This window comes from Pseudomonas sp. HN2-3 (assembly GCF_020691745.1).
Taxonomy (GTDB): domain Bacteria; phylum Pseudomonadota; class Gammaproteobacteria; order Pseudomonadales; family Pseudomonadaceae; genus Aquipseudomonas; species Aquipseudomonas capeferrum.
Window position 1 is genome coordinate 205,205 of record NZ_CP085704.1, and the last position, 21,176, is coordinate 226,380.

Genomic DNA, 21,176 nt, shown 5'->3' on the forward strand with positions numbered 1-21,176 from the left:
GGGCCGCGCTGCGGCCCCAGTGCGCTTGCTTACAGCTTCGGCATCTGCCCGATGCGCGCGACCATCTCGCTCACTACCTGCAGATCCAGCATGAACTGCTCCACGGTCTTGAACTCGTTGTCGTTATGCCCGGTGTACTTCACATCAGGCATGGCCAGGCCGAATTGCACGCCGTTGGGCAGGTCATGCACCGAGGTGGCACCCGCCGAGGTGCCGAACTCATGTTTCATGCCCAGGTTTTCGCTGGCCACGGCCAGCAGGGCCTTGACCCATTCGCCTTCCGGGTTGCGGAACATCGGCTCGTCGAGGCTGTAGTCGAAGGCGACCGGGACATGGCGGGTGCTGGTCCATTTGCCCAGTCTGGCTACCAGTTCCTGCTTGATCGTGGCGACCGGCTTGCCTTTCGGGATGCGCAGGTTCACCGCCAGTTTCAGCCCCTTGTCATCCACGCCGACGAAGGTCAGCGAGGCGGTCAGCGGGCCCATGAACGCATCTTCGAAGCCTACGCCCAGCTTCTTGCCCAGGTAGTCCAGGCCCCAGTTGTCGTTGGCATAGCGAGCGGCGTCGGTGAACTGGTTGTGCTTGAGCGGCACCTGTTGGCCCAGGCCATCGATGAACACCAGCATGCGCGCCACCGGGTTGACCCCAGACTCGGGCTCCGAAGAGTGGGCCGAGACGCCGGTGACGGTCAGCAGCACGTCCTTGCCGGCCACCTTGGCGTCGATCTTGAAGTCACCGCCATTGCCCTTCACGTACTCGGCACCGGCCTTGTTCAGGCTTGCTGCCAGTTCAGCCGGCTTGTCGCTGGCCAGGGTGGCTACCGAGGTGGTGGGGATCTGGTTGGTGGCCAGGCCGCCGGTGAGGTGGGTGATTTCAGCGCCCTGGCCGCTGGCGGCGCGTTTGTCGAAGCTGGCCATCACCGTGCCGTAGCCCTTCTCGGCTATCACCACCGGGTAGCCGCCATCGAGCGCCAGGTTGTAGTCGGGCGTCGGGTTGCGCTCGAAGTAGTAGGGGATGGCATCCCCGCTGGTCTCTTCGGTGGTGTCCACCAGCAGTTTCAGCTGCCGGGCCAGGGGCAGGTTTTCGTCCTTGGCCACCTTCAGTGCATACAGCGCCACGACGATGCCGTTCTTGTCGTCTTCGGTGCCACGGCCGTACATGCGGTCACCTACCAGGGTGACCTTGAACGGGTCGAGGCGGGTGCCATCGTCCAGCTTCCAGTTGTCCGGGTTGACCGGCACCACATCGGCGTGGGCATGAATGCCGACCACTTCCTTGCCTTCGCCGAGGGTGATCTCGTAGACCCGGTTGTCGACATTGCGGAACGTCAGGCCAAAGCCTTCGGCCAGGGCTTTGATCTTGTCGGCGATCTTCAGGAATTGCGGGTTCTCGTGCTGCGGCACACCGTCGACGCTGAAGGTGGGGATGGCCACCAGTTCACGCAGTGTTTCGGTGGCGGCCTTGCCGTACTTGATGCGGGTATACAGGCCCAGCAGGCGGTTGATCTCGTTTTGCTGTTCGACGGCCAGGGGTTTGTTGGCCAGGTAGGCGCTCAGCGTATCGCCGAGGTTGTCGGCCTTGGCCAGGTCGCTGCCGTTGAGCTTGCCGATGAACTGCTTGAAGTCCGCAGGGTCGGTGCCGTCGTAGGCCTTGATGATGGCCGCAGATTGTTGCTGGGAGAGGTTGGCCTGGGCCGGCACGCTGAACAGGCCGATACTGGCCAGCAGCAGTGAGGTTGCGGTGAGTTTTTTCAGGTGCATGGGTGCGCGCATTCCTTCGCGAATCGTTGTAGGGAGGTACCCGTTCGAAAAACGGGAAGGTGCCCACGCTAACACCAATGCTCTGCGGTACGGGAGTACCAGAAACGCGACATGTCGCACAAACGAAAAAGCCCCGGGAATAATCCCAGGGCTTTCGAAGATGGCGCACTCGGCGGGATTCGAACCCACGACCCCTGCCTTCGGAGGGCAGTACTCTATCCAGCTGAGCTACGAGTGCAACGCGCACGCATGATACCCATCTGTTTCGGTTGCGTCCATCGCCTTGATCTGTGGCTGTTTTTCCCCGGGGTGATCCTGTGGCAGCGCGCGCTAGCCATTCATAGCGCAATCAGTTCAGGCCGCAGCCCTTCGACCCGGCGCGCCGGTTGCGGCAGGTAACCACCGTCACCGGTGATCTGGTGCAGCACCTTTTCGCGCAGCCCATGCAATGCCACGCCCGTACGCAGCCGCGGGTGCGGCAGATCAATCTCGACCACCGACTTGATCCGCCCCGGCCGTGGTTCCAGCACCACCACCCGGTCAGCCAGGTACGTCGCCTCCTCGGCATCGTGCGTCACCAACAGGGTGGTGATGCCGGCGCGTTCACGAATCGCCAGCAGTTCATCCTGCAGTTGCTGGCGGGTCAGTGCATCGAGGGCACCGAAAGGCTCGTCGAGCAGCAGAATACGCGGGCTTGCCACCAACCCGCGGGCAATCGCGACGCGCTGGGCCATGCCACCGGAAAGCTGGTGTGGGTAAGCCGATTCGAACCCGCTGAGCCCGACCAGCAAAACGAACTCATGCACCCGCCTGGCGCGTTCGCCCTGGGTGAGCGACTCGTTGACCAGCCCCAGGGCGATGTTCTGCTCCACCGTCAGCCAAGGGAACAGGCGGTGTTCCTGAAACACGATGCCGCGCTCGCCACCGATGCCCCTGACCGGCTGCCCGTCGACGCGGATGCTGCCGCTGTAGTCGGTGTCGAGCCCGACCAGCAGGCGCAGCAGGGTGGACTTGCCGCAGCCGGACGCACCCACGATGGCGATGAACTCGCCTTGGTTGATCGCCAGGTTGAAATCGCGGATGGCCTCGAACGGTTGGCCATCGACGCTGAAGACTTTACCGACTCCCTCGAAGCTGACCAGCGGCGGGGAGACGTCGGCCTGGTTGGCGGCGGGCAGGTGCGAGGTGTTGAAGGCGTTCATGCAGTTCTCCAGCGCGTGGCGCGCGATTCGAGGCGTTGTCCGAGGGTGCCGAGCAGGGCACCGACCAGGCCGATCAAGACCATGGCAGCCATCACCTGGTCCATGCGAAACAGCTGTTGCGCACCGATCATCAGGCTGGCGATGCCGCCGTCTGAGGGCATGAAGTATTCCGCGCCGATGGTGCCCAGCCAGGCATAGATCAGCGACAGGCGCAGGCCGGCAAAAATCGCCGGTGCGGCGCCCGGCAGCACCAGCCGGTGTAGGCGTTCCAGCAGGCCCAGGCGCAAGGTGCGGGCCGCCTCACCCAGCTGTGGCGACAACCCGGCGATGCCACGCTGGGTAGCGATAAGCAGCGGGAAGAACGCAGCCAGGGCCACAAACACGGTCTTGGCGCCTTCGCCCAGGCCGAACCAGGCGGTGAGCAGCGGCACCCAGGCGAACAACGCCACCTGGCGCACGGCGGTCAGGCTTGGCCCGAACACGCGTTCGGCATGGTGTGAAAGCCCGAGCAGCACGCCCACCAGCAAGCCCGCGCCGCCGCCAAGGGCCAGGCCGCTCAGGGTACGTTGCAGGCTCAGCAGCAACGCCTCTGTCAGCGTGCCGTCCGCCAGCCCGCTGAACAGGGTCCGCAGCACGCCCAGGGGCGAGGTGAGAATGTTCTGGTCGACCCAGCCAAGGCTGCTGCTGGCCTGCCACAGGGCCAGCAGCGCGGCCGGCAGCAGCAGGCTCTGCCAACCCTTGGGGATGGGGCCGCGCTGTTGCTCGCCGGTAGCGGGTTGCGGCCAGAACAACAGGCGTTTTTCCAGGCGCGAGAAGCCTTGCTCCATCAGCGCTCCGACCAGGCCGATGACCAGGATGCAGAGCAACACCAGGTCGAGCATGAACAGTTGCCGGCCCCACACCATCAGGTAGCCGATGCCTTCGCTGGAGGCCAGCAGCTCCACGGCCAGCAACGACGTCCAGCCGGTGGCCAGGGCCAGGCGTACGCCAGTCAGAAAGGCGGGCAGGGCGGCAGGCAGCAGCAGGCGCAGGAACCACAAGTGGCGTGGCAGGCGCAGGGCCGCTGCGGCTTCACGCAGTTTGGGCTGGGCATCGCGCACGCCAACCAAGGTGTGCAGGGTGACAGGAACCACCACGGCTTTTACCAACACCACCAGCTTGAGCAACTCGCCGATGCCGAAGAACAGCATGAACAGCGGAATCCAGGCCAGGGTCGGGATTTGCGCCAGCGCCACGAAGGTCGGCAGCACCAGCGTCTGTGCCCGCCGCGACGACCCCAGCCAGGTGCCCAGCAGCAGCCCGCTGGCAATACCGACCGCCAACCCCCAGAACAGCCGCTGCAAACTTATCCACAGGTGCCCCCAAAGCTCCCCCGAACCAAACTCCACCGCGCTCTGCCACACCAGCGCCGGCGCCGGCAGTATCTGCTCGCTCATCCAGTGTTGCTGGCTGGCGACCCCCCACAACAGCGCGATCACCCCCGGCAATACCCACGAAAGGTATGCGCCCTTGTAGGAGCGGCCTTGCGTCGCGAAAGGGCTGCGCAGCGGCCCCCGACGCCGCCCCCGCCCCCAATTCAGAATTCCATTCATCGCCATCTCTCAAAGCGTTTTCACTTTATGCACTAATGGAATAAAAAATTAATCAGTGCGCATTTCAAGAGATAAGAGCACGCACACCCCGCCTACGGAAGCCCCCTGCCGTTGCGTTTTCCTCATATTTTCCATGCGTTCTCCACAAGCCCCCCGCGGCCCCGCACACCGCTTGGTTTATGCCTTCTGGTTACTAAAAAATGAAGTTTTGATCTTTGTATGTTCTAGCCAGTCCCGCCTAGCTTCTGCCCAAAGCGCCGGCCATCGTCGGTGGCAGCCTGCCAAGGAGCCTTGCCATGAACACCCCCATCCGCCACCTGATCACCGCCCTTGGGCTGGTCTTCACCCTCAACGCTCACGCGCTTGAATCGGCCAAGCCAGAGAGCATCCGCATCGCCGTCCCCGACCTGAGCGCAGGCAGCAAGCACAGTGCCGGCGGCGTGGTCGATGTGTTGCGTGACCAGCAACTTCTAGAGAAGGAGTTCGCCAAGGACGGCATCCGCATCGACTGGCACTTCTTCAAGGGCGCGGGCCCGGTGGTGAATGAGGCGTTGGCCAACGGCCAGGCCGACTTCGCCTACCTGGGCGACCTGGCTGCGATCGTCGGCAAGGCCAATGGCCTGGATACCCGCGTGCTGTCGGCCGGTGTGCGTGGGGTGAAAAGCTACCTGGGTGTGGTGCCGGGGTCTGGCATCAACACCCTGCACGACCTCAAGGGCAAGCGCGTGGCGGTGTTCCGCGGTACCGCCAACCAGCTGTCGTTCGCCAGTGCGCTGGCCAGCCAGGGGTTGTCCGAGCGTGACCTGAAGGTGATCAACCTGGACTTCAACGCCGCCAACGCCGCACTGGCCGCCAAGCAGATCGACGCCACCTGGGGCCTGTCCAACCTGCTCTCGCTGCGTGAACGCGGCTTGGTCGAACTGCCCGTCAGTTCGCGTGACCTGCAAGGCGCCGGCAGCACCCAGGCGGTACTGCTGGGTACCGGCGCGTTCATCCGCCAGCACCCCGACCTGGTGCAGCGCCTGGTCAATGCCCAGGAACAGGCCACCGAGTGGCTGCGCGACGAACACAACCGTGATGCCTACGTCGACCTGGTGGCGAATAACGCCAGCTGGCCGCGCAGCATTCTCAGCGACGACCTGGCCCAGGAAAGCCTCGCGCATTACTTCGACCCACGCCTGGACGCCGACTTCCTGGCCCAGCTGCAGCAGGGCGTCGACCTGGCTGCCAAGGAGCGCCTGATCCGCCGCGGCTTCCAGGTTGCCGACTGGGTCGAACCACGTTTTCTCGACGCCGCACTGCAACAGCAACAGGCCGTGCAGGCCGCCCGCTGACCTTCTGAACCGACAACAACCGTAAGGACCACGACCATGAGCAATGCCGCCCTGGCCACCGCGCCACTCGCCCTTGAACTCGATATTCACCCGGTTGCCGGCCGTATCGGCGCCGAGATCCGCGGGTTGAAGCTTTCTGCCGACCTGGATGCCGCCACTGTAGAGGCCATTCAGGCCGCCTTGGTCCAGCACAAGGTGATCTTCTTCCGTGGCCAGACGCACCTGGACGACCAGAGCCAGGAAGGCTTCGCCAAGCTGCTTGGCGAGCCGGTCGCGCACCCCACGGTGCCGGTGGTAGATGGCACCAGCTACCTGCTGCAGCTTGACGGTGCCGAGGGCCAGCGGGCCAATTCCTGGCACACCGACGTGACTTTCGTCGATGCCTACCCCAAGGCTTCGGTCCTGCGCAGCGTGGTGGCGCCGACGTCCGGTGGCGATACCGTCTGGGCCAACACGGCGGCAGCCTACCAGGAACTGCCCGAGCCGCTGCGCGAGCTGGCTGACAAGCTGTGGGCGGTGCACAGCAACGAATACGACTACGCATCCATCAAACCTGACGTCGACCCGGCCAAGCTTGAGCGCTATCGCAAGGTGTTCACCTCGACGGTGTACGAGACCGAGCACCCGGTAGTGCGCGTGCACCCGATCAGCGGTGAGCGGGCGCTGCAGCTGGGGCACTTCGTGAAACGCATCAAAGGGTATTCGCTGGCCGACTCACAGCACCTGTTTGCGGTGCTGCAAGGGCATGTCACGCGTTTGGAAAATACCGTGCGCTGGCGCTGGCAAGCGGGGGATGTGGCGATTTGGGACAACCGCGCGACCCAGCATTATGCGGTGGATGACTACGGCACCCAGCCGCGGATCGTGCGGCGGGTCACCTTGGCGGGTGAGGTGCCGGTTGGGGTGGATGGGCAACTGAGCCGCACCACGCGGAAGGGGTGAGCCTGTTGGGGCCGCTTTGCGGCCCTTTCCGACCGGTCAGGCGACCCGGCAAGGCCGCGTCTATAGGGGTATGCCGGTCATACCTCTGTATCACAGGCAATCAACTGCCTGACCAACCCCTGCGCCAACGGCGACAGCCCATACCCCACTCGGCTCACCACCCCATAGCGGGTATAGAACGCCTCTTCCTGCTCCGGCGCCAGGTCTGCAAGCTTCAGCGCCACCAGTCCCCCATCCCGCTGATACGGCCGCAGGTTGGCATTGCAGGCAATGCCGATGGTGTCCGAATGCATCACCACGTTGAGCAGCGCATAGCCGTGTTCGCATTCCACCGAGGGCAGAAAGTCCTGTCGCCCGCTGAGGTCGCTGAGGATCTTGCGAATGTTCGGTGGGCGCAAGGTGGTGGCCAGCGGGTACTCGAACAGGTCCCGTGCCTGCACGGCCGGGCGGGTGGTCAGCGGGTGCCCGGCGCGGCAGCAGAAGTGCCAGCGCTGCGGCGTCAGCTTGTGCACGCGGTAATCCGGGTCTGACTCGAACTGGCGCGTGTCGGCGACAAAGAATTCGATCTCTTCGGCAATCAGCCGACGGTTCAGCGCCTGCCAGTTATCCACCTGAAAACACGTGCGCGCCGCCGGGTATTCAGCCACGAAACGCGCCACCGCCCGCGGCACCAAGCCCCCGGCCGGCGCGGGGCCGGAGCCGAAGCGCACCACACCGGTGGTGGCACCGTTGAACTGGTGGATCTCGTTGACCAGGTTGTGCGCCCCGTGCACCAGCCGGCGCGAATGTTCCAGCACCAGCAAGCCTTGGCGGGTGGGGGCCAGCTCTTTGCTGGCGCGGTCTACCAGTCGGCAGCCGATGTTGTGCTCAAGGGTCTGGATGCTGCGGCTGAAGGCCGATTGCGAGAGGTTAACCGCGGCCGCCGCAGCCACGAAACTGCGGTGCTCGACCAGGGCAATGTAGTGGCGCAGCTGACGGAGATCGATATGCATTTTCTACATTAAAACCTTCGGTCAAATGCAATTGCTGACAAGGGTGAGTCCCCTTATAAAGGGTCTTACTTATTCCACTAAATATGAATTACAAATATTTATATCACTTAAAAGAATATAAGCCCGACTGACCGCGATTCGGTTCCGCCAACGGAAATGCTCGCCCAGGGCCCATGCCTCAAGGAGCATCAGCATGTCCCGAGTTTCCCGTTGGCCTGCGCGCGCATCGCGGTTCACCCTGCAACCCCTGGCCGCCGGCGTGCTGCTGGCGGCATCCAGTGGCAGCTTCGCCGAAACGCCTGCCACTACCGCCCCCGCCGTGGAGCAGGAAGCCAAACTTGGCACTGTTACCGTCAACGCCCGCCGGCGTGAGGAAACCGCGCAAAGCGTGCCTACACCGATCAGCGTGCTGAACAGCGAAACCCTGGAAACCCAGCGCATCTACCGCGTGCAGGACCTGCAGCAGCTGGTGCCGAGCACCAACGTCGCTTATGTGCATGCGCGTCAGTCGAGCATCTCGATTCGTGGCCTGGGCAACAACCCGGCCAGCGATGGCCTGGAAGGCAGCGTTGGCATCTACCTGGACAACGTCTACCTTGGCCGCCCCGGCATGGCGGTATTCGACCTGCTGGATGTCGAGCAGCTTGAAGTGCTGCGCGGCCCGCAAGGCACGCTGTTCGGCAAGAACACCACCGCCGGCGTGCTCAACATCACCACGCGCAAGCCGACCTTCCACCGCGAGGGCAGCATTCAGCAGTCCATCGGTGAGGACGGTTACCTGCAGACCCAAGGCAGCTTCTCGGGGCCGATCAGCGACACCTTGGCCGGGCGCATCAGCGCTTACCGCAGCGAAGACGATGGCTATGTGAAAAACATCCACAACGGCGACGACCTCAACGGCGGCAAGCGCCAGGGCTTTCGCACCCAACTGCTGTTCAAGCCCAGCGAAACCTTCAACCTGCGCTGGATCGGCGAGTACAACGAAGAAGACTCCAACAACGGCATACTCAGCCTGTACAGCACTGGCCCCACCCTCAATGGCGTCAACCGCTACGAGAGCCTGGCCGCCCAGGCCGGCGCGACACTGGTGTCGGGCAAGGACCGCAAGGTCAATTTCGACGCCGACCAGCAGGTAACGGTGTTCCAGGGGGGCACCTCGGTAGAGGCCAACTGGACCCTGCCCAATGATTTCACCCTGACGTCGATTACCGCCTACCGCTGGTGGGACTTCACCCCGCGCAACGACGATGGCCTGGACGTGCCGGTGTTCTACAGCGCCGGGGTGTCGGTGCGCGACAAGCAGTATTCGCAGGAAATTCGCCTGGCTTCGCCCACCGGTGGCGCCTTCGACTACGTGCTGGGCGCGTACTACTTCAAGCAGGACCTGGACAACACATCGTTCACTTACTACGGCCCCCAGGCAGATACCTGGAACCTCACTCCGGCTGGTGCCCTGAACAACGTCAACACCTTGGGTGACGGGCACATCGACACCGACAGCTATGCGCTGTTCGCCCAGGGCACCTGGCACGTCACCGACCGCCTCGACTTCACCGCCGGCATCCGCGGCACCTACGAAGAGAAGAGTGCCTGGGTGACCCGCGATGCACCAACCGGCGGCGCGGCGGTCACCGGCGCGGCAGCAGCGGCGCGTCAGGGCCGGGTGGGCGCCTATGACTCGGGCGACCTCAACCAGTACAGCTTCAGCCCCTCTGGCCTGCTTGGCCTGAGTTACCGCTTCAACGACCAGGTACTGGGCTACGCCACCCTGACCCACGGTGAGAAGTCCGGTGGTATCAACCTGACCGTCGGCGCCGCGCCGCGCCTGGGCACTGACTCGCTGCTGGTGGGGACCGAGCGGGTTAACAATGCCGAGGTCGGGGTCAAGAGCACGCTGTTCGACGATCGCCTGCAGCTCAACGCCAACCTGTTCTGGGCCGAAGTGCATGGCTACCAGGCCAACGTGTATGACCAGGTCAACCGCGTGCAGTACCTGGCCAACGCCGGGCGCGTGCGCTCGCGGGGCCTGGAGTTCGAGGCCACGGCGCTGCCGGTGCGCGGCCTCACGGTCAACTTCAACGGCTCATGGAACGACGTGCGCTACACCGAGTACGACGATGCGCCATGCCCGCCAGAGGTCAGCCTGGCCAATGCCACCGCTACCTGCGACCTGTCGGGCCACCAGGTGGTCGGCGCCTCCAAGTACATCGCCAACCTCAATGCCCAGTACAAGTGGCAGTTGGCCGAGCGCATCGAGCCCTATGTCACCGCCAGCTATGCCTTCCGCTCCAGGGCGGTGGGCACCATCGACGATTCCGATTTCGGCCAGATCCCCAGTTACGCGCTGGTCAACCTGTCCACCGGCGTGCGCCTGGACCAGGGCGACGGCGTGCTCGACCTGTCGCTGTGGGTGAAAAACGCCGGCGACAAGACCTACTTCACCAGCCTGTGGAACTCCGCCAACGGTGGCTATGCCGGGGTACTCGGCACGCCTCGCACCTTCGGCGCCACCGCCCGTTACGACTTCTGAGCACAAGGAGCTTTGCCATGAATGCCAAAACCGAAACCCCCGCACTGCCTGAAGGCGCCTGCCTCACCGCCAAGGTCCCTGCACCCGATGCGGCACTGTTGGGCGATGTGCTGGTCAACCCGTACCGCCTGGCCCCGCTGACGGCCATCATCCGCGACGGCGGGCGCGCACTGAGCGCGGCCCATGTGCGGGTGCTGGGCCGGGGCGAGCGGGGCGTGGATATCGCCTACGAGGTGTCCGACCGCTCGCTCTGGACCTATGGCGGCATCCCGGTGTTCGGCCTTTACCCCGACTACGTCAACCAGGTGGAAGTGACCTACAAGCTCGACGGCGAGCGCATCCGCGAGCGTTATCAGGTCTACGCGCCGGCGGTGCGTCTGCCGGTGGTGGCCAGGCAGACTGCGGCGTTGCCTGAGGTCGAGCCGGTCAAGGTCGCGCCAGGCTTCGAGCAGCGCCTGTACCTGTTCAACCACCTGCAGGGTGATATCCCCGGTGGCCGGGCCTTCAAGTGGAATGGCCTGGGGGGGGCGGCCGAGTGGGACCAGGTGGGCAACAACTGGATCGCCGACACTAATGGCGACGTGCGCTGGTACCTGGACATCGAGCAGATCCACGATTCCAACCGCCGTGACGGCCTGGGTGGCACCATGGGCTTCCAGCAGACCCGCGATGGCAAGTTGATCTGGGGCCAGGGCCAGACCTACTCCAAGTACGACCTGCTCGGCCGACGTATCTGGCAACGCAGCTTGCCGGACAAGTTTGCCGACTTCTCCCACGAAATCCGCGAGACCGCCAACGGCAGCTACCTGCTGCGGGTGGGCACCAGCGACTACCGCCGCCCGGACGGCAAGCGCGTGCGCTCGATCCGCGACCACATCATCGAGGTCAACGAGGCGGGGGATGTACTGGACTTCTGGGACCTGAACCAGATCCTCGACCCGTACCGTGGTGACCTGCTGGAAACCCTTGGCAAGGCCGCGATCCAGCTGCCCGACGGGGTGCAGAAGCAGGACGACCGGCTGGCCAACGAGCTGGCCGAAGGCGACCTGCCGTTCGGCGACACCCCTGGGGTGGGTACGGGGCGCAACTGGGCGCACGTCAATGCCATCGATTACGACGCAGATGACGACAGCATCATCGTTTCAGCACGCCATCAAGGGGTGGTGAAGATTGGCCGCGACAAGGCGGTGAAGTGGATCCTCGCCGCGCCCCAAGGCTGGCCGCAGCGGCTGCGGGACAAGGTGCTGACGCCGGTTGAAAGCGAGGGCTTTGACTGGTCGTGGACCCAGCACACGGCCTGGCTGACCGGCAAAGGCACCTTGACCGTGTTCGACAACGGCTGGGGGCGTGACTTTGCCCCGACCAAACTGACCGGCAACTACAGCCGCGCGGTGGAATACAAGGTCGACGAGGCCAAGGGCACGGTCGAGCAGGTGTGGGAGTACGGCAAGCAGCGCGGTGACGAGTGGTACAGCCCGGTGACGTCAGTGGTGGCGTACCGGCCCGAGACCGATACCCAGTTCATTTACTCGGCTTCGGTGAATTTCCTCACGCCAGAGAAACTGACCACTACGGTGCTGAACGAGGTACGGCGTGGGACGCAGGAGGTGCTGGTGGAGTTGAAGGTGCACAGCCGCCAGCCGGGGAGCGTGGGGTATCGGGCGTTGGTGATCGACTTGGCCACGGCGTTTTGAGGTTTGATCGTTTTGTGATCAGAGAGGTGTGGCTTTCGGGCGCTTGCCTTGGGTTTTGAGGTGGGGCGCAAATCGAGCGCCGCCCGCGCGGCGCTCGATCTCACAGGCGCTGAAAATCTCACGCCAAACACCCCCCTTTCACATTTCTCCCCGCCCGATCGTCTACCCTGTAGCGGCCGTTCTGCGGGCGATTTCAGATGGGCTGTTCAACCATTCGTTCTTTTTTTCGAACAGCCTATTGTCCTACACCCCAGCAGCCGCTTAGCATTCGTTTGAGATTTCAAACGCTCGATGCCCTGCTTTGGGCGCTTTTCAACAATCAACAATTCGGGAAGCCGACATGCAGCTCAAAGACGCTCAGTTGTTCCGCCAGCAAGCCTATATCAATGGTGAGTGGCTGGATGCGGACAATGGCCAGACCATCAAGGTGACCAACCCGGCCACCGGCGAAGTCATCGGTACCGTGCCGAAGATGGGCACCGCGGAAACCCGCCGCGCCATCGAAGCCGCCGACAAGGCCCTGCCGGCCTGGCGTGCCCTGACCGCCAAAGAGCGTTCGGCCAAGCTGCGTCGTTGGTTCGAACTGATGATCGAGAACCAGGATGACCTGGCTCGCCTGATGACCACCGAGCAAGGCAAGCCACTGGCCGAAGCCAAGGGCGAAATCGCCTACGCGGCCTCGTTCATCGAGTGGTTCGCCGAAGAAGCCAAGCGCGTCTACGGTGACACCATCCCGGGCCACCAGCCCGACAAGCGCCTGATCGTCATCAAGCAGCCAATCGGCGTTACCGCGGCCATTACCCCGTGGAACTTCCCGGCGGCGATGATCACCCGTAAAGCCGGCCCGGCCCTGGCCGCGGGCTGCACCATGGTGCTCAAGCCTGCTTCGCAGACCCCGTACTCCGCCCTGGCCCTGGTCGAGCTGGCTCACCGTGCCGGTATTCCGGCTGGCGTGCTGAGCGTCGTCACCGGCAGCGCTGGCGAAGTCGGCGGCGAGCTGACCGGCAACTCCCTGGTACGCAAACTGTCCTTCACCGGCTCGACTGAAATCGGTCGCCAGCTGATGCAAGAATGCGCCAAGGACATCAAGAAGGTTTCCCTGGAGCTGGGCGGCAACGCTCCGTTCATCGTGTTCGACGACGCCGACCTGGACAAGGCCGTCGAGGGCGCGATCATCTCCAAGTACCGCAACAACGGCCAGACCTGCGTCTGCGCCAACCGTATCTACGTGCAGGACGGCGTCTACGACGCGTTCGCCGAGAAGCTGGCCGCCGCAGTGGCCAAGCTGAAGATCGGTAACGGTCTGGAAGACGGCACCACCACCGGCCCGCTGATCGACGGCAAGGCTGTCGCCAAGGTCCAGGAGCACATCGAAGACGCGGTCGCCAAAGGCGCCAAGGTGCTGGCCGGTGGCAAGCTGATCGAAGGCAACTTCTTCGAGCCGACCATCCTGGTCAACGTGCCGAAGACTGCTGCTGTCGCCAAGGAAGAGACCTTCGGCCCGTTGGCGCCGCTGTTCCGCTTCCAGGACGAAGCCGAAGTCATCGCCATGTCCAACGACACCGAGTTCGGCCTGGCTTCGTACTTCTACGCCCGTGACATGAGCCGTGTGTTCCGTGTTGCCGAGGCCCTGGAATACGGCATGGTCGGCATCAACACCGGCCTGATCTCCAATGAAGTCGCGCCGTTCGGCGGCATCAAGGCTTCGGGCCTGGGCCGCGAGGGTTCCAAATACGGTATCGAGGACTACCTCGAAATCAAATACCTGTGCATCAGCGTCTGATCACCGGTTAAAAGGCTTTACCTCTGCCAGCGGGGCGCGAGAGCGACGTCTCGCTGGCCTTTTTTACATGCAGTACCTGGTGGCCAGGGCGTTCACGGCAGTCGATCAACGAATACTGTGCGCGAGCACTCCCAGCCACCCCCGAATAAAAGCGCCATTCCGATCGGCGCAATGAGGGCATTATGAGCAAGACCAACGAATCCTTGATGCAACGCCGTGTAGCTGCCGTCCCACGTGGCGTCGGCCAAATTCACCCGATCTTCGTTGATACCGCGAAGAACTCGACCGTGATCGACGTTGAAGGCCGCGAACTGATCGACTTCGCCGGCGGCATCGCTGTACTGAACACCGGCCACCTGCACCCGAAAGTGGTTGCAGCTGTGCAAGAACAGCTTACCAAAGTCAGCCACACCTGCTTCCAGGTGCTGGCCTACGAACCCTACGTAGAGCTGTGCGAGAAGATCAACAAGCTGGTCCCAGGCAACTTCGACAAGAAGACCCTGCTGGTCACCACCGGCTCCGAAGCCGTTGAAAACGCCGTCAAGATCGCCCGTGCCGCCACTGGCCGTGCTGGCGTGATCGCCTTCACCGGCGCTTACCACGGCCGTACCATGATGACCCTGGGCCTGACCGGCAAGGTTGTGCCGTACTCCGCTGGCATGGGCCTGATGCCAGGCGGCATCTTCCGCGCACTGTTCCCGAACGAACTGCACGGTGTGAGCGTCGACGACGCCATCGCTTCGGTCGAGCGCATCTTCAAGAACGATGCCGAGCCTAAGGACATCGCCGCGATCATCCTGGAGCCTGTTCAGGGTGAAGGCGGCTTCCTGCCGGCGCCGAAAGAGCTGATGCAGCGCCTGCGCGCCCTGTGCGACCAGCACGGCATCCTGCTGATCGCCGACGAAGTACAGACCGGCGCTGGCCGTACTGGCACCTTCTTCGCCATGGAGCAGATGGGCGTCGCGCCTGACCTGACCACCTTCGCCAAGTCGATCGCTGGCGGCTTCCCGCTGGCCGGTGTGTGCGGCAAGGCCGAGTACATGGACGCCATCGCCCCAGGTGGCCTGGGCGGCACTTACGCCGGTTCGCCGATCGCTTGCGCCGCGGCCCTGGCCGTGATCCAAGTGTTCGAAGAAGAGAAACTGCTGGACCGCAGCAAGGCCGTTGGCGAGCACCTGGTTGCCGGCCTGCGCAAGATCCAGGACAAAAACCCGATCATCGGTGACATCCGTGGTATGGGCTCGATGATTGCTGTCGAAGTCTTCGAGAAAGGCACTCACACCCCGAATGCCGCTGCCGTTGGCCAAGTAGTTGCCAAGGCACGTGACAAGGGTCTGATCCTGCTGTCGTGCGGCACCTACGGCAACGTCCTGCGTATCCTGGTCCCGCTGACCGCCGAAGACGCGCTGCTGGACAAAGGCCTGGCCATCATCGAAGAGTGCTTCGCTGAACTGGCCTAATGTGACGCGCTTCTGAAAAAACCCGCTTCGGCGGGTTTTTTTTGTGCCCAGAAAACCTGAGGGGCGCTATGGTTGACGCAGGACTTGCCGAGGAAGCTGCGACGGATTGCGTGCCAGGGATATTCAGGAGTTGGCCATGAGCGCTGTAGACCCCACCCCACCTTGCGTATTGATAGTCGAAGGCGACCCGTGGGTGCGTGACATGCTCAAGGAGATGCTGCTCAGCGTGCGCTGCGACGCCCGGCTGCAGGTCTGCGCCGACGGCTCGCAGGCACTGACCGCGCTATCGAGCAAGCCCGACCTGATCATCGCTGCGCGTGAGCTGGCCGGCGTCGATGGCCTCGACCTGCTGCGCAAGGTGCGCGCCAAGGGCCCTGGGTTGCCGTTCATTCTGATGAGCAACCGCAGCGACAGCGCCAGTGTGCGCGAGGCGTTGCCGTTGCACCCCACGGCTTATCTGAGCAAGCCACTGAACCTGGAAAACCTGCGCAAGCGTCTTGAAGAGCTGCTGCTGGCCGTGGGCGAGGAAATCGCCTGCCCGGTGCCGCACTTGCAGCCGGGTGCCAGCCTGCCTGGTTACCTGGAACAGCGCCGCGCTACCGCCGATGGTGGGCCGCTGCTGGCCGATGTGCAGGTGGCGATCAAGCGGGCGCTGAACCCCCAGGGCCTGAACCTGAAGGTGCTCGAGGAGGAAGTGCGCAACGACCCGCAGGTCACTGCGGTGCTGATCGCCGCCGCCAACAGCGCTGCCCTGCACCGCGATGCGCCCGTGCAGACCTTGCTGCAGGCGTTGAACAAGCTTGGCAGTACCCAGAGCATGAACCTGATCCTGGGCATGACGCTCAAGCGCAGCGCACGGCTGAGTGACCCGCTGCTGGCGCAGCATGCGGCCCACTACTGGAACCTCTCGCTGCACTGTGCCGAATACGGTCGCAGCCTGGCGCGCAGGCTCGAACTGGACGAAGGGCGTTGCTACTGCGCGGGGCTGCTGCACTGCCTGGGTGACCTGGCGGTGTTGCGTTGCCTGCAGGAGTGGCGCCTGGCCGGTGGGGAGCTGGACGAGGGCAGGGTGCAGCAGTCACTGGATGAATACGGCGCAGCGTTTGGTTCGGCATTGCGCACGCGCTGGCGCTTGCCACTGGCGCTGCGCGAATTGATCGCGGCGGTTTACCAACTGGGCGGTGGCGTGTATTCGCGGGAGATCCTGGCGATGAACCTGGCCGGGCAATTGTCGCGGCTGCCGGCGGGTCATGGGTTGGAGCCGGTTGCCAGTAACAAGACTGCGCGGCTGCTGAAGATCGGCTTGCCGGAGCTGAGCCGGTTGCGCAAGGTGGAAAACCCTGAGGTGAAGCCGCAGGGTGAAGAATCACCTGCGGACGAAAATGGGGCGGGTGAGGGCGGTTAAGTGCTTGTCTTGGGCTTGGAGGTGCCGCGAACATCGAGCGCCGCCCTGAAAAAACCAAGCCAGGCACCCAGCGGCCCTAAGTACAATCTCCAGGCATCCACACCCCCCCAAATTTCACCTAACTACCCCCGTACGATCTGGTTCTTCCCCTGGCGTTTGGCCCGGTACATCGCCGCATCGGCGCGGGCGAACAGGCTGTCCAGGGACTCGTCCTCGTCGCTCAACGCCGTCAGCCCCTGGCTCACGGTCACGCCATATTCATGATCGCCATGGCTGAAGCTCAGCCGTTGGATCTCGCGTTGCAAACGCTCGGCAATCTGCTCTGCCACCTGCGCATTGCAGCCAGGGAACACTGCCGCAAACTCCTCGCCACCAATACGCCCGAACTGGTCGCCCCGGCGTAGCACGGCTTTGCCGCTGTCAGCGATGCGCTGCAGTACCTGGTCGCCTTCCTGGTGGCCGTAACTGTCATTGACCTGCTTGAAGTCGTCGATATCCAGCAGCAGGAATGCCAGGGGCGTGCCGTCCTCGCGGGCGCTTTCGAACGCCTGTTGGGCGCATTCGAAGAAGTGCCGGCGGTTGCTGCTTTGGGTCAGCACGTCGGTGGTGGCCAGGCGATGCAGTTCGCCTTCAAGCTGCTTCTTCTCGGTGATGTCCTCGGCGATGCCGACAACGATCACCCGCTGCTCGCCCTCGCGCTGCTGGTTGATGTAGCACTTGTCGCTCAGCCAGCGCACCTGGCCTTCGGCATTGAGGATGCGGTACTCGCGGTCTTCCACCGAACCTTTGAGCAGCACCTGGGCCAGGCTGCGCTCGGCGTATTCGAGGTCGTCGGGGTAGATGCTGTCGCGCCACTCGTTGTAGTCGGCCAGCACCAGGCTGGCCGGGCGGCCAAAGATGCGTTCGTAGGCAGGGCTGACGTACAGCACCTGGCGGGCTTCCCAGTCGAACGCCCAAAGCACGGCGTTGACGCTGTCGAGCAATGAACTGAACAGCTGTTCGCGCTCACTCAGGCGCGCGACTTCGCCTTGGGCGTGAAGCAGGGCCAGCAAGGTTTGGGCGGCTTCTGGACGTGGGGTGCCGGGCAGCGATGTTGGAAATTTTTTGGCCATGTGCACGGAGCGAGTCTCGACAAGGAAGCGTGCGGCCGGCATCAGGCCCGCCACGCGGGCGATGTGCCGGGTTGGAGTCGAAACCAGAGGGGGAAGTTCCGAGCGGCACACCCTGACAGCAGGGCGTGCCGATCAATGGCCTTCAGGCGCCGGTGGGGCGCAGGGAGTAGGTCTTGAGCTGTGCGGCGAAGTCGTGCAGGGCGTGAATACCGCTGGCTTCGGCCTCGTGCACCCAGTCCTTCATGGCGGCGAGCATGTCGTGGCCATTGGCGCTGGTGCGCGCCCAGATTTGCTGCAAGGCCAGGCGCTTTTCGTAGATGACCTTGAGCGCCTGGCTGTGTGCGAGCAGCGACTCGATGCGTACGTGGTGGCGGTCTTCCAGCAGGCTGGTCTCGCGCGACAGCAGGCGCTTGGCGCGGCGGAAGCGGTGGCGTACCGACGCATCGACTTTGGCCAGTTCCTGCTGGACCAGCGGGCCGATCACCAGCTTGCGGTACTGGGCCATGATCTGGAAGCGGTTGTTGAGGATGGCCATGGCGGTGTCCATGTCCAGGTTGGCCTTGCCTTCTACCCGGTGGGCGATCGGTGCCACGCGCTGCACCTTGGCCAGGCGCAACATGCAGAACAGGCGGATCCAGGCCCAGCCCATGTCGAACTCCCAGCGCTTGACCGAGAGCTTGGCCGAGTTGGGGTAGGTGTGGTGGTTGTTGTGCAGCTCTTCGCCACCGATGACGATGCCCCACGGCACCAGGTTGGTGGCGGCGTCACGGCATTCGAAATTGCGGTAGCCCACCGCATGGCCAAGGCCGTTGACCACACCGGCAGCCCAGAACGGAATCCACATCATCTGCACCGCCCAGACGGTGATGCCGAGGGTGCCGAACAGCAGCAGGTCGATCACTGCCAGCAGGGCAATGCCGCCCAGCTTGTAGCGCGAGTAGAGGTTGCGCTCGATCCAGTCGTCCGGGCAGTTCTTGCCGTAGATGCGCAAGGTTTCGGGGTTGCGCGCCTCTTCGCGGTAGAGTTCGGCGCCTTTGCGCAGGACCGTGCTCAAGCCCTTGTGAACCGGGCTGTGCGGGTCGTCCGGGGTTTCGCACTTGGCGTGGTGCTTGCGGTGGACGGCGGTCCACTCGCGGGTGTTCTGCGCCGTGGTCAGCCACAGCCAGAAGCGGAAGAAGTGCTTGAGCGCGCCATTGAGCTCCAAGGCCCGGTGCGCGGAGTAGCGATGCAGGTAAACCGTGACGCTGACGATGGTCACATGGGTCATCAGCAGTGTGATGCCGACCAGTTGCCAGGCCGACAAGTCGAGCAGGCCGTTGTACCACATAGGTGTTAAAACCCTCGAGAACACAGGGGAAGTGCATGATTATCCCTTGGCAGGGAAATAAAACCAGTCACCCATTCAGATAGGACGTCACGACATGTTTCAACCTTTATAATGCCTGATCTTCGTTCAAGGGCCACTCCCCCCGACATGTCTGTTTCCGTTCGCGACGCCTTGCGCATGGCAGCGCTCTATGTGGTGCTGTCGATCCTCTGGCTGGTGCTGGCCCAGGTACTGCTGCAGGGTATGACTGACGACCCGCTGGCGCTGACCGTGGGGCAGCAGATCAATGTGGTTATCTGGGTGTTGTTCAGCGCGGTGCTGATCTTCGTTTCGCGCGCGCGGCTGCTGAATTTCATCGGCATCGGCGTGCGTCTGCGCGGCGAGGACCGCGAGCGGCTGCGCATGGCGGCGGCGGTGTTCGACAGTACCCTCGAAGGCGTGCTGGTGACCGACCGCCAAGGCTTGATCGTGCACGTCAACCGCGCCTTCATGCGCATCACCGGCTACCAGCAGGACGAGGTCGTTGGCCAGCGCCCGAACAAGTTCAAGTCGGGCCGCCATGGCGTGGCGTTCTATCAGCAGATCTTCGCCACCCTGGCCGAGAAGGGCGAGTGGAGCGGCGAGATCTGGAACCGCCGCAAAAGTGGCGAGATCTACCCGCAATGGCAAACCATCCGTGCCATACACGATGACGCCGGCGAGCTGAGCCATTACGTGGCGGTGTTCAGCGACATCAGCGCGATCAAGCATACCGAGCAAGAGCTGGCCTACCTGGCGCATCACGACCCGCTGACCGGCCTGCCCAACCGCTTGCTGTTCACCGACCGCGTCGAACAGGCACTGGTGACGGCGCAAGCCAACAAGCGCGGTTGCGGCTTACTGCTGCTCGACCTGGACCATTTCCAGAGCATCAACGACGGGCTTGGCCACACCATTGGCGACCAGTTGCTCAAGCTGGTGGGCGAGCGCCTGGGTGAGGTGGTGGGCAGCGGTGTGACCCTGGCGCGCCTGGGCGGCGACGAGTTCGGTGTGCTGGCCGAGAACTGCCAGCAGGTCGGCCAGGCCGGCAAGCTGGCGCAGCGCATCATCGAGCGTATGCGCGAGCCGTTCGTGTTTGATGGGCATCGCCTGTTCATCAGTGTCAGCGTGGGCATCGGCCTGTTCCCCAGCGATGCCTTGAGCGCCGAGCAACTGCTGCGTAACGCCGACTCGGCGCTGTTCAAGGCCAAGAGCAGCGGGCGCGCCTGCTATGCGCTGTACACCGAGGAGCTGACCGCGCACGCCCAGCACCGGGTAGAAACCGCGGGGGAGCTGCGCCGGGCGCTGGAGCAGGACGAATTGCGGGCGTACTTCCAGCCGGTGCACGACCTGGCCACGGCGAAGCGGGTTGGGGTCGAGACGCTGGTACGCTGGCAGCATCCGCAACGCGGCCTGGTGCCCCCGAGCGAATTCATCCCGATCGCCGAACGCACCGGGCTGATTGCCGAGATCGACGCCTGGGTGCTGCGCCAGGCGTGCCGGCAGATGGTGCAGTGGCAGCGTGAAGGCCGGCAAATGGCCTTTGTGGCGGTGAATATCTCAAGCCGTCTGTTTGGCCAGCACGCGCTGTATCGGCAGGTAGCCGAGGTGTTGCACGAAACCGGCCTTGACCCGGCGTTGCTCGAACTGGAAGTGACCGAAAGCGCAGTGATGGAAGACCCGGAAGTGGCGCTGGAGCAGCTGCATCGCTTGCGTGAGCTGGGGGTCACCTTGGCTATCGACGATTTCGGTACAGGCTATTCGTCGCTGCTGCGGCTCAAGCGCTTGCCGGTGCAGAAGTTGAAGATCGACCAGGGTTTTGTCGCCGGGTTGCCGCATGACGACGATGACATTGCGATTGTGCGGGTGATCATCGCCCTGGCCCGCAGCATGGGCATGCAGGTGCATGCCGAGGGCATCGAGCAGCAGGAACAGGCCAGCTTTTTGCTGCAGGAACAGTGTCAGTTGGGGCAGGGGTACTGGTTTGGGCGGCCGGTGCCGGCTGGGGATTTGGATTGGGAGTGA

General features: G+C 63.8%; 14 protein-coding genes and 1 tRNA gene. 8 read left to right on the forward strand and 7 right to left on the reverse strand.

The genetic code is table 11. The features are described 5' to 3' along the window. Positions 1–29: 29 nt before the first annotated feature. The 4 genes from LJX93_RS00895 to LJX93_RS00910 all read right to left on the reverse strand — a co-directional run bounded on the left by LJX93_RS00895 (position 30) and on the right by LJX93_RS00910 (position 4,554). Positions 30–1,760 (reverse strand): dipeptidase, encoded by a 1,731-nt coding sequence (locus tag LJX93_RS00895; RefSeq protein WP_095064939.1) that lies wholly within the window; start codon positions 1,758–1,760, stop codon positions 30–32. 161 nt (positions 1,761–1,921) lie between these two features. Continuing rightward, positions 1,922–1,998 (reverse strand) — tRNA-Arg (locus LJX93_RS00900). Positions 1,999–2,098: 100 nt separating this feature from the next. Beyond that, entirely contained in the window at positions 2,099–2,962 is an 864-nt protein-coding gene (locus LJX93_RS00905) for an ABC transporter ATP-binding protein (protein WP_052040643.1), read from the reverse strand. Beyond that, positions 2,959–4,554: an ABC transporter permease gene (locus LJX93_RS00910; RefSeq protein ID WP_227696651.1), complete on the reverse strand. Its 1,596-nt coding sequence runs from the start codon at positions 4,552–4,554 to the stop codon at positions 2,959–2,961. The genes LJX93_RS00905 and LJX93_RS00910 overlap by 4 nt, the downstream gene beginning before the upstream one ends. 296 nt (positions 4,555–4,850) lie before the next feature. Between LJX93_RS00910 and LJX93_RS00915 the strand changes: the two genes are divergently transcribed. Both LJX93_RS00915 and LJX93_RS00920 read left to right on the forward strand, forming a co-directional pair. Further along, positions 4,851–5,888 carry an ABC transporter substrate-binding protein gene (locus tag LJX93_RS00915; protein ID WP_033703279.1) on the forward strand — a complete coding sequence of 346 codons (1,038 nt, stop codon included), beginning with the start codon at positions 4,851–4,853 and terminating at the stop codon, positions 5,886–5,888. 36 nt (positions 5,889–5,924) lie between these two features. After that, positions 5,925–6,830, forward strand: a complete 906-nt coding sequence (locus tag LJX93_RS00920) for a TauD/TfdA dioxygenase family protein (protein ID WP_095064941.1) — start codon at positions 5,925–5,927, stop codon at positions 6,828–6,830. 77 nt (positions 6,831–6,907) lie between these two features. Here LJX93_RS00920 and LJX93_RS00925 read toward each other — a convergent pair whose 3' ends face one another. Then, positions 6,908–7,822: a LysR family transcriptional regulator gene (locus LJX93_RS00925; protein ID WP_095064943.1), complete on the reverse strand. Its 915-nt coding sequence runs from the start codon at positions 7,820–7,822 to the stop codon at positions 6,908–6,910. A gap of 193 nt (positions 7,823–8,015) precedes the next feature. Here LJX93_RS00925 and LJX93_RS00930 point away from each other — a divergent pair, with 193 nt between their 5' ends. From LJX93_RS00930 to LJX93_RS00950, 5 genes are all read left to right on the forward strand, one after another. After that, positions 8,016–10,352, forward strand: coding sequence for a TonB-dependent receptor (locus tag LJX93_RS00930; protein WP_033703275.1), 2,337 nt, complete (start codon positions 8,016–8,018; stop codon positions 10,350–10,352). A gap of 17 nt (positions 10,353–10,369) precedes the next feature. Then, positions 10,370–12,046: an aryl-sulfate sulfotransferase gene (locus LJX93_RS00935; RefSeq protein WP_033703274.1), complete on the forward strand. Its 1,677-nt coding sequence runs from the start codon at positions 10,370–10,372 to the stop codon at positions 12,044–12,046. A gap of 340 nt (positions 12,047–12,386) precedes the next feature. After that, positions 12,387–13,829 (forward strand): NADP-dependent succinate-semialdehyde dehydrogenase, encoded by a 1,443-nt coding sequence (gene gabD / locus LJX93_RS00940; protein ID WP_027595154.1) that lies wholly within the window; start codon positions 12,387–12,389, stop codon positions 13,827–13,829. 182 nt (positions 13,830–14,011) lie between these two features. Continuing rightward, entirely contained in the window at positions 14,012–15,289 is a 1,278-nt protein-coding gene (gabT, locus tag LJX93_RS00945) for a 4-aminobutyrate--2-oxoglutarate transaminase (RefSeq protein ID WP_033703273.1), read from the forward strand. 136 nt (positions 15,290–15,425) lie between these two features. Continuing rightward, entirely contained in the window at positions 15,426–16,694 is a 1,269-nt protein-coding gene (locus LJX93_RS00950; protein WP_227696652.1) for a response regulator, read from the forward strand. Positions 16,695–16,816: 122 nt separating this feature from the next. Here LJX93_RS00950 and LJX93_RS00955 read toward each other — a convergent pair whose 3' ends face one another. Then, positions 16,817–17,848 carry a GGDEF domain-containing protein gene (locus tag LJX93_RS00955; protein WP_033703269.1) on the reverse strand — a complete coding sequence of 344 codons (1,032 nt, stop codon included), beginning with the start codon at positions 17,846–17,848 and terminating at the stop codon, positions 16,817–16,819. A gap of 100 nt (positions 17,849–17,948) precedes the next feature. Continuing rightward, positions 17,949–19,133 carry a delta-9 fatty acid desaturase DesA gene (gene desA, locus LJX93_RS00960; RefSeq protein ID WP_047582890.1) on the reverse strand — a complete coding sequence of 395 codons (1,185 nt, stop codon included), beginning with the start codon at positions 19,131–19,133 and terminating at the stop codon, positions 17,949–17,951. Positions 19,134–19,280: 147 nt separating this feature from the next. On the opposite strand from desA, the gene dibA reads away from it, so the two are divergent. After that, the gene (gene dibA / locus LJX93_RS00965; RefSeq protein WP_033703267.1) at positions 19,281–21,176 is read left to right on the forward strand and encodes a phosphodiesterase DibA; all 1,896 of its coding nucleotides are present in this window, start codon (positions 19,281–19,283) and stop codon (positions 21,174–21,176) included.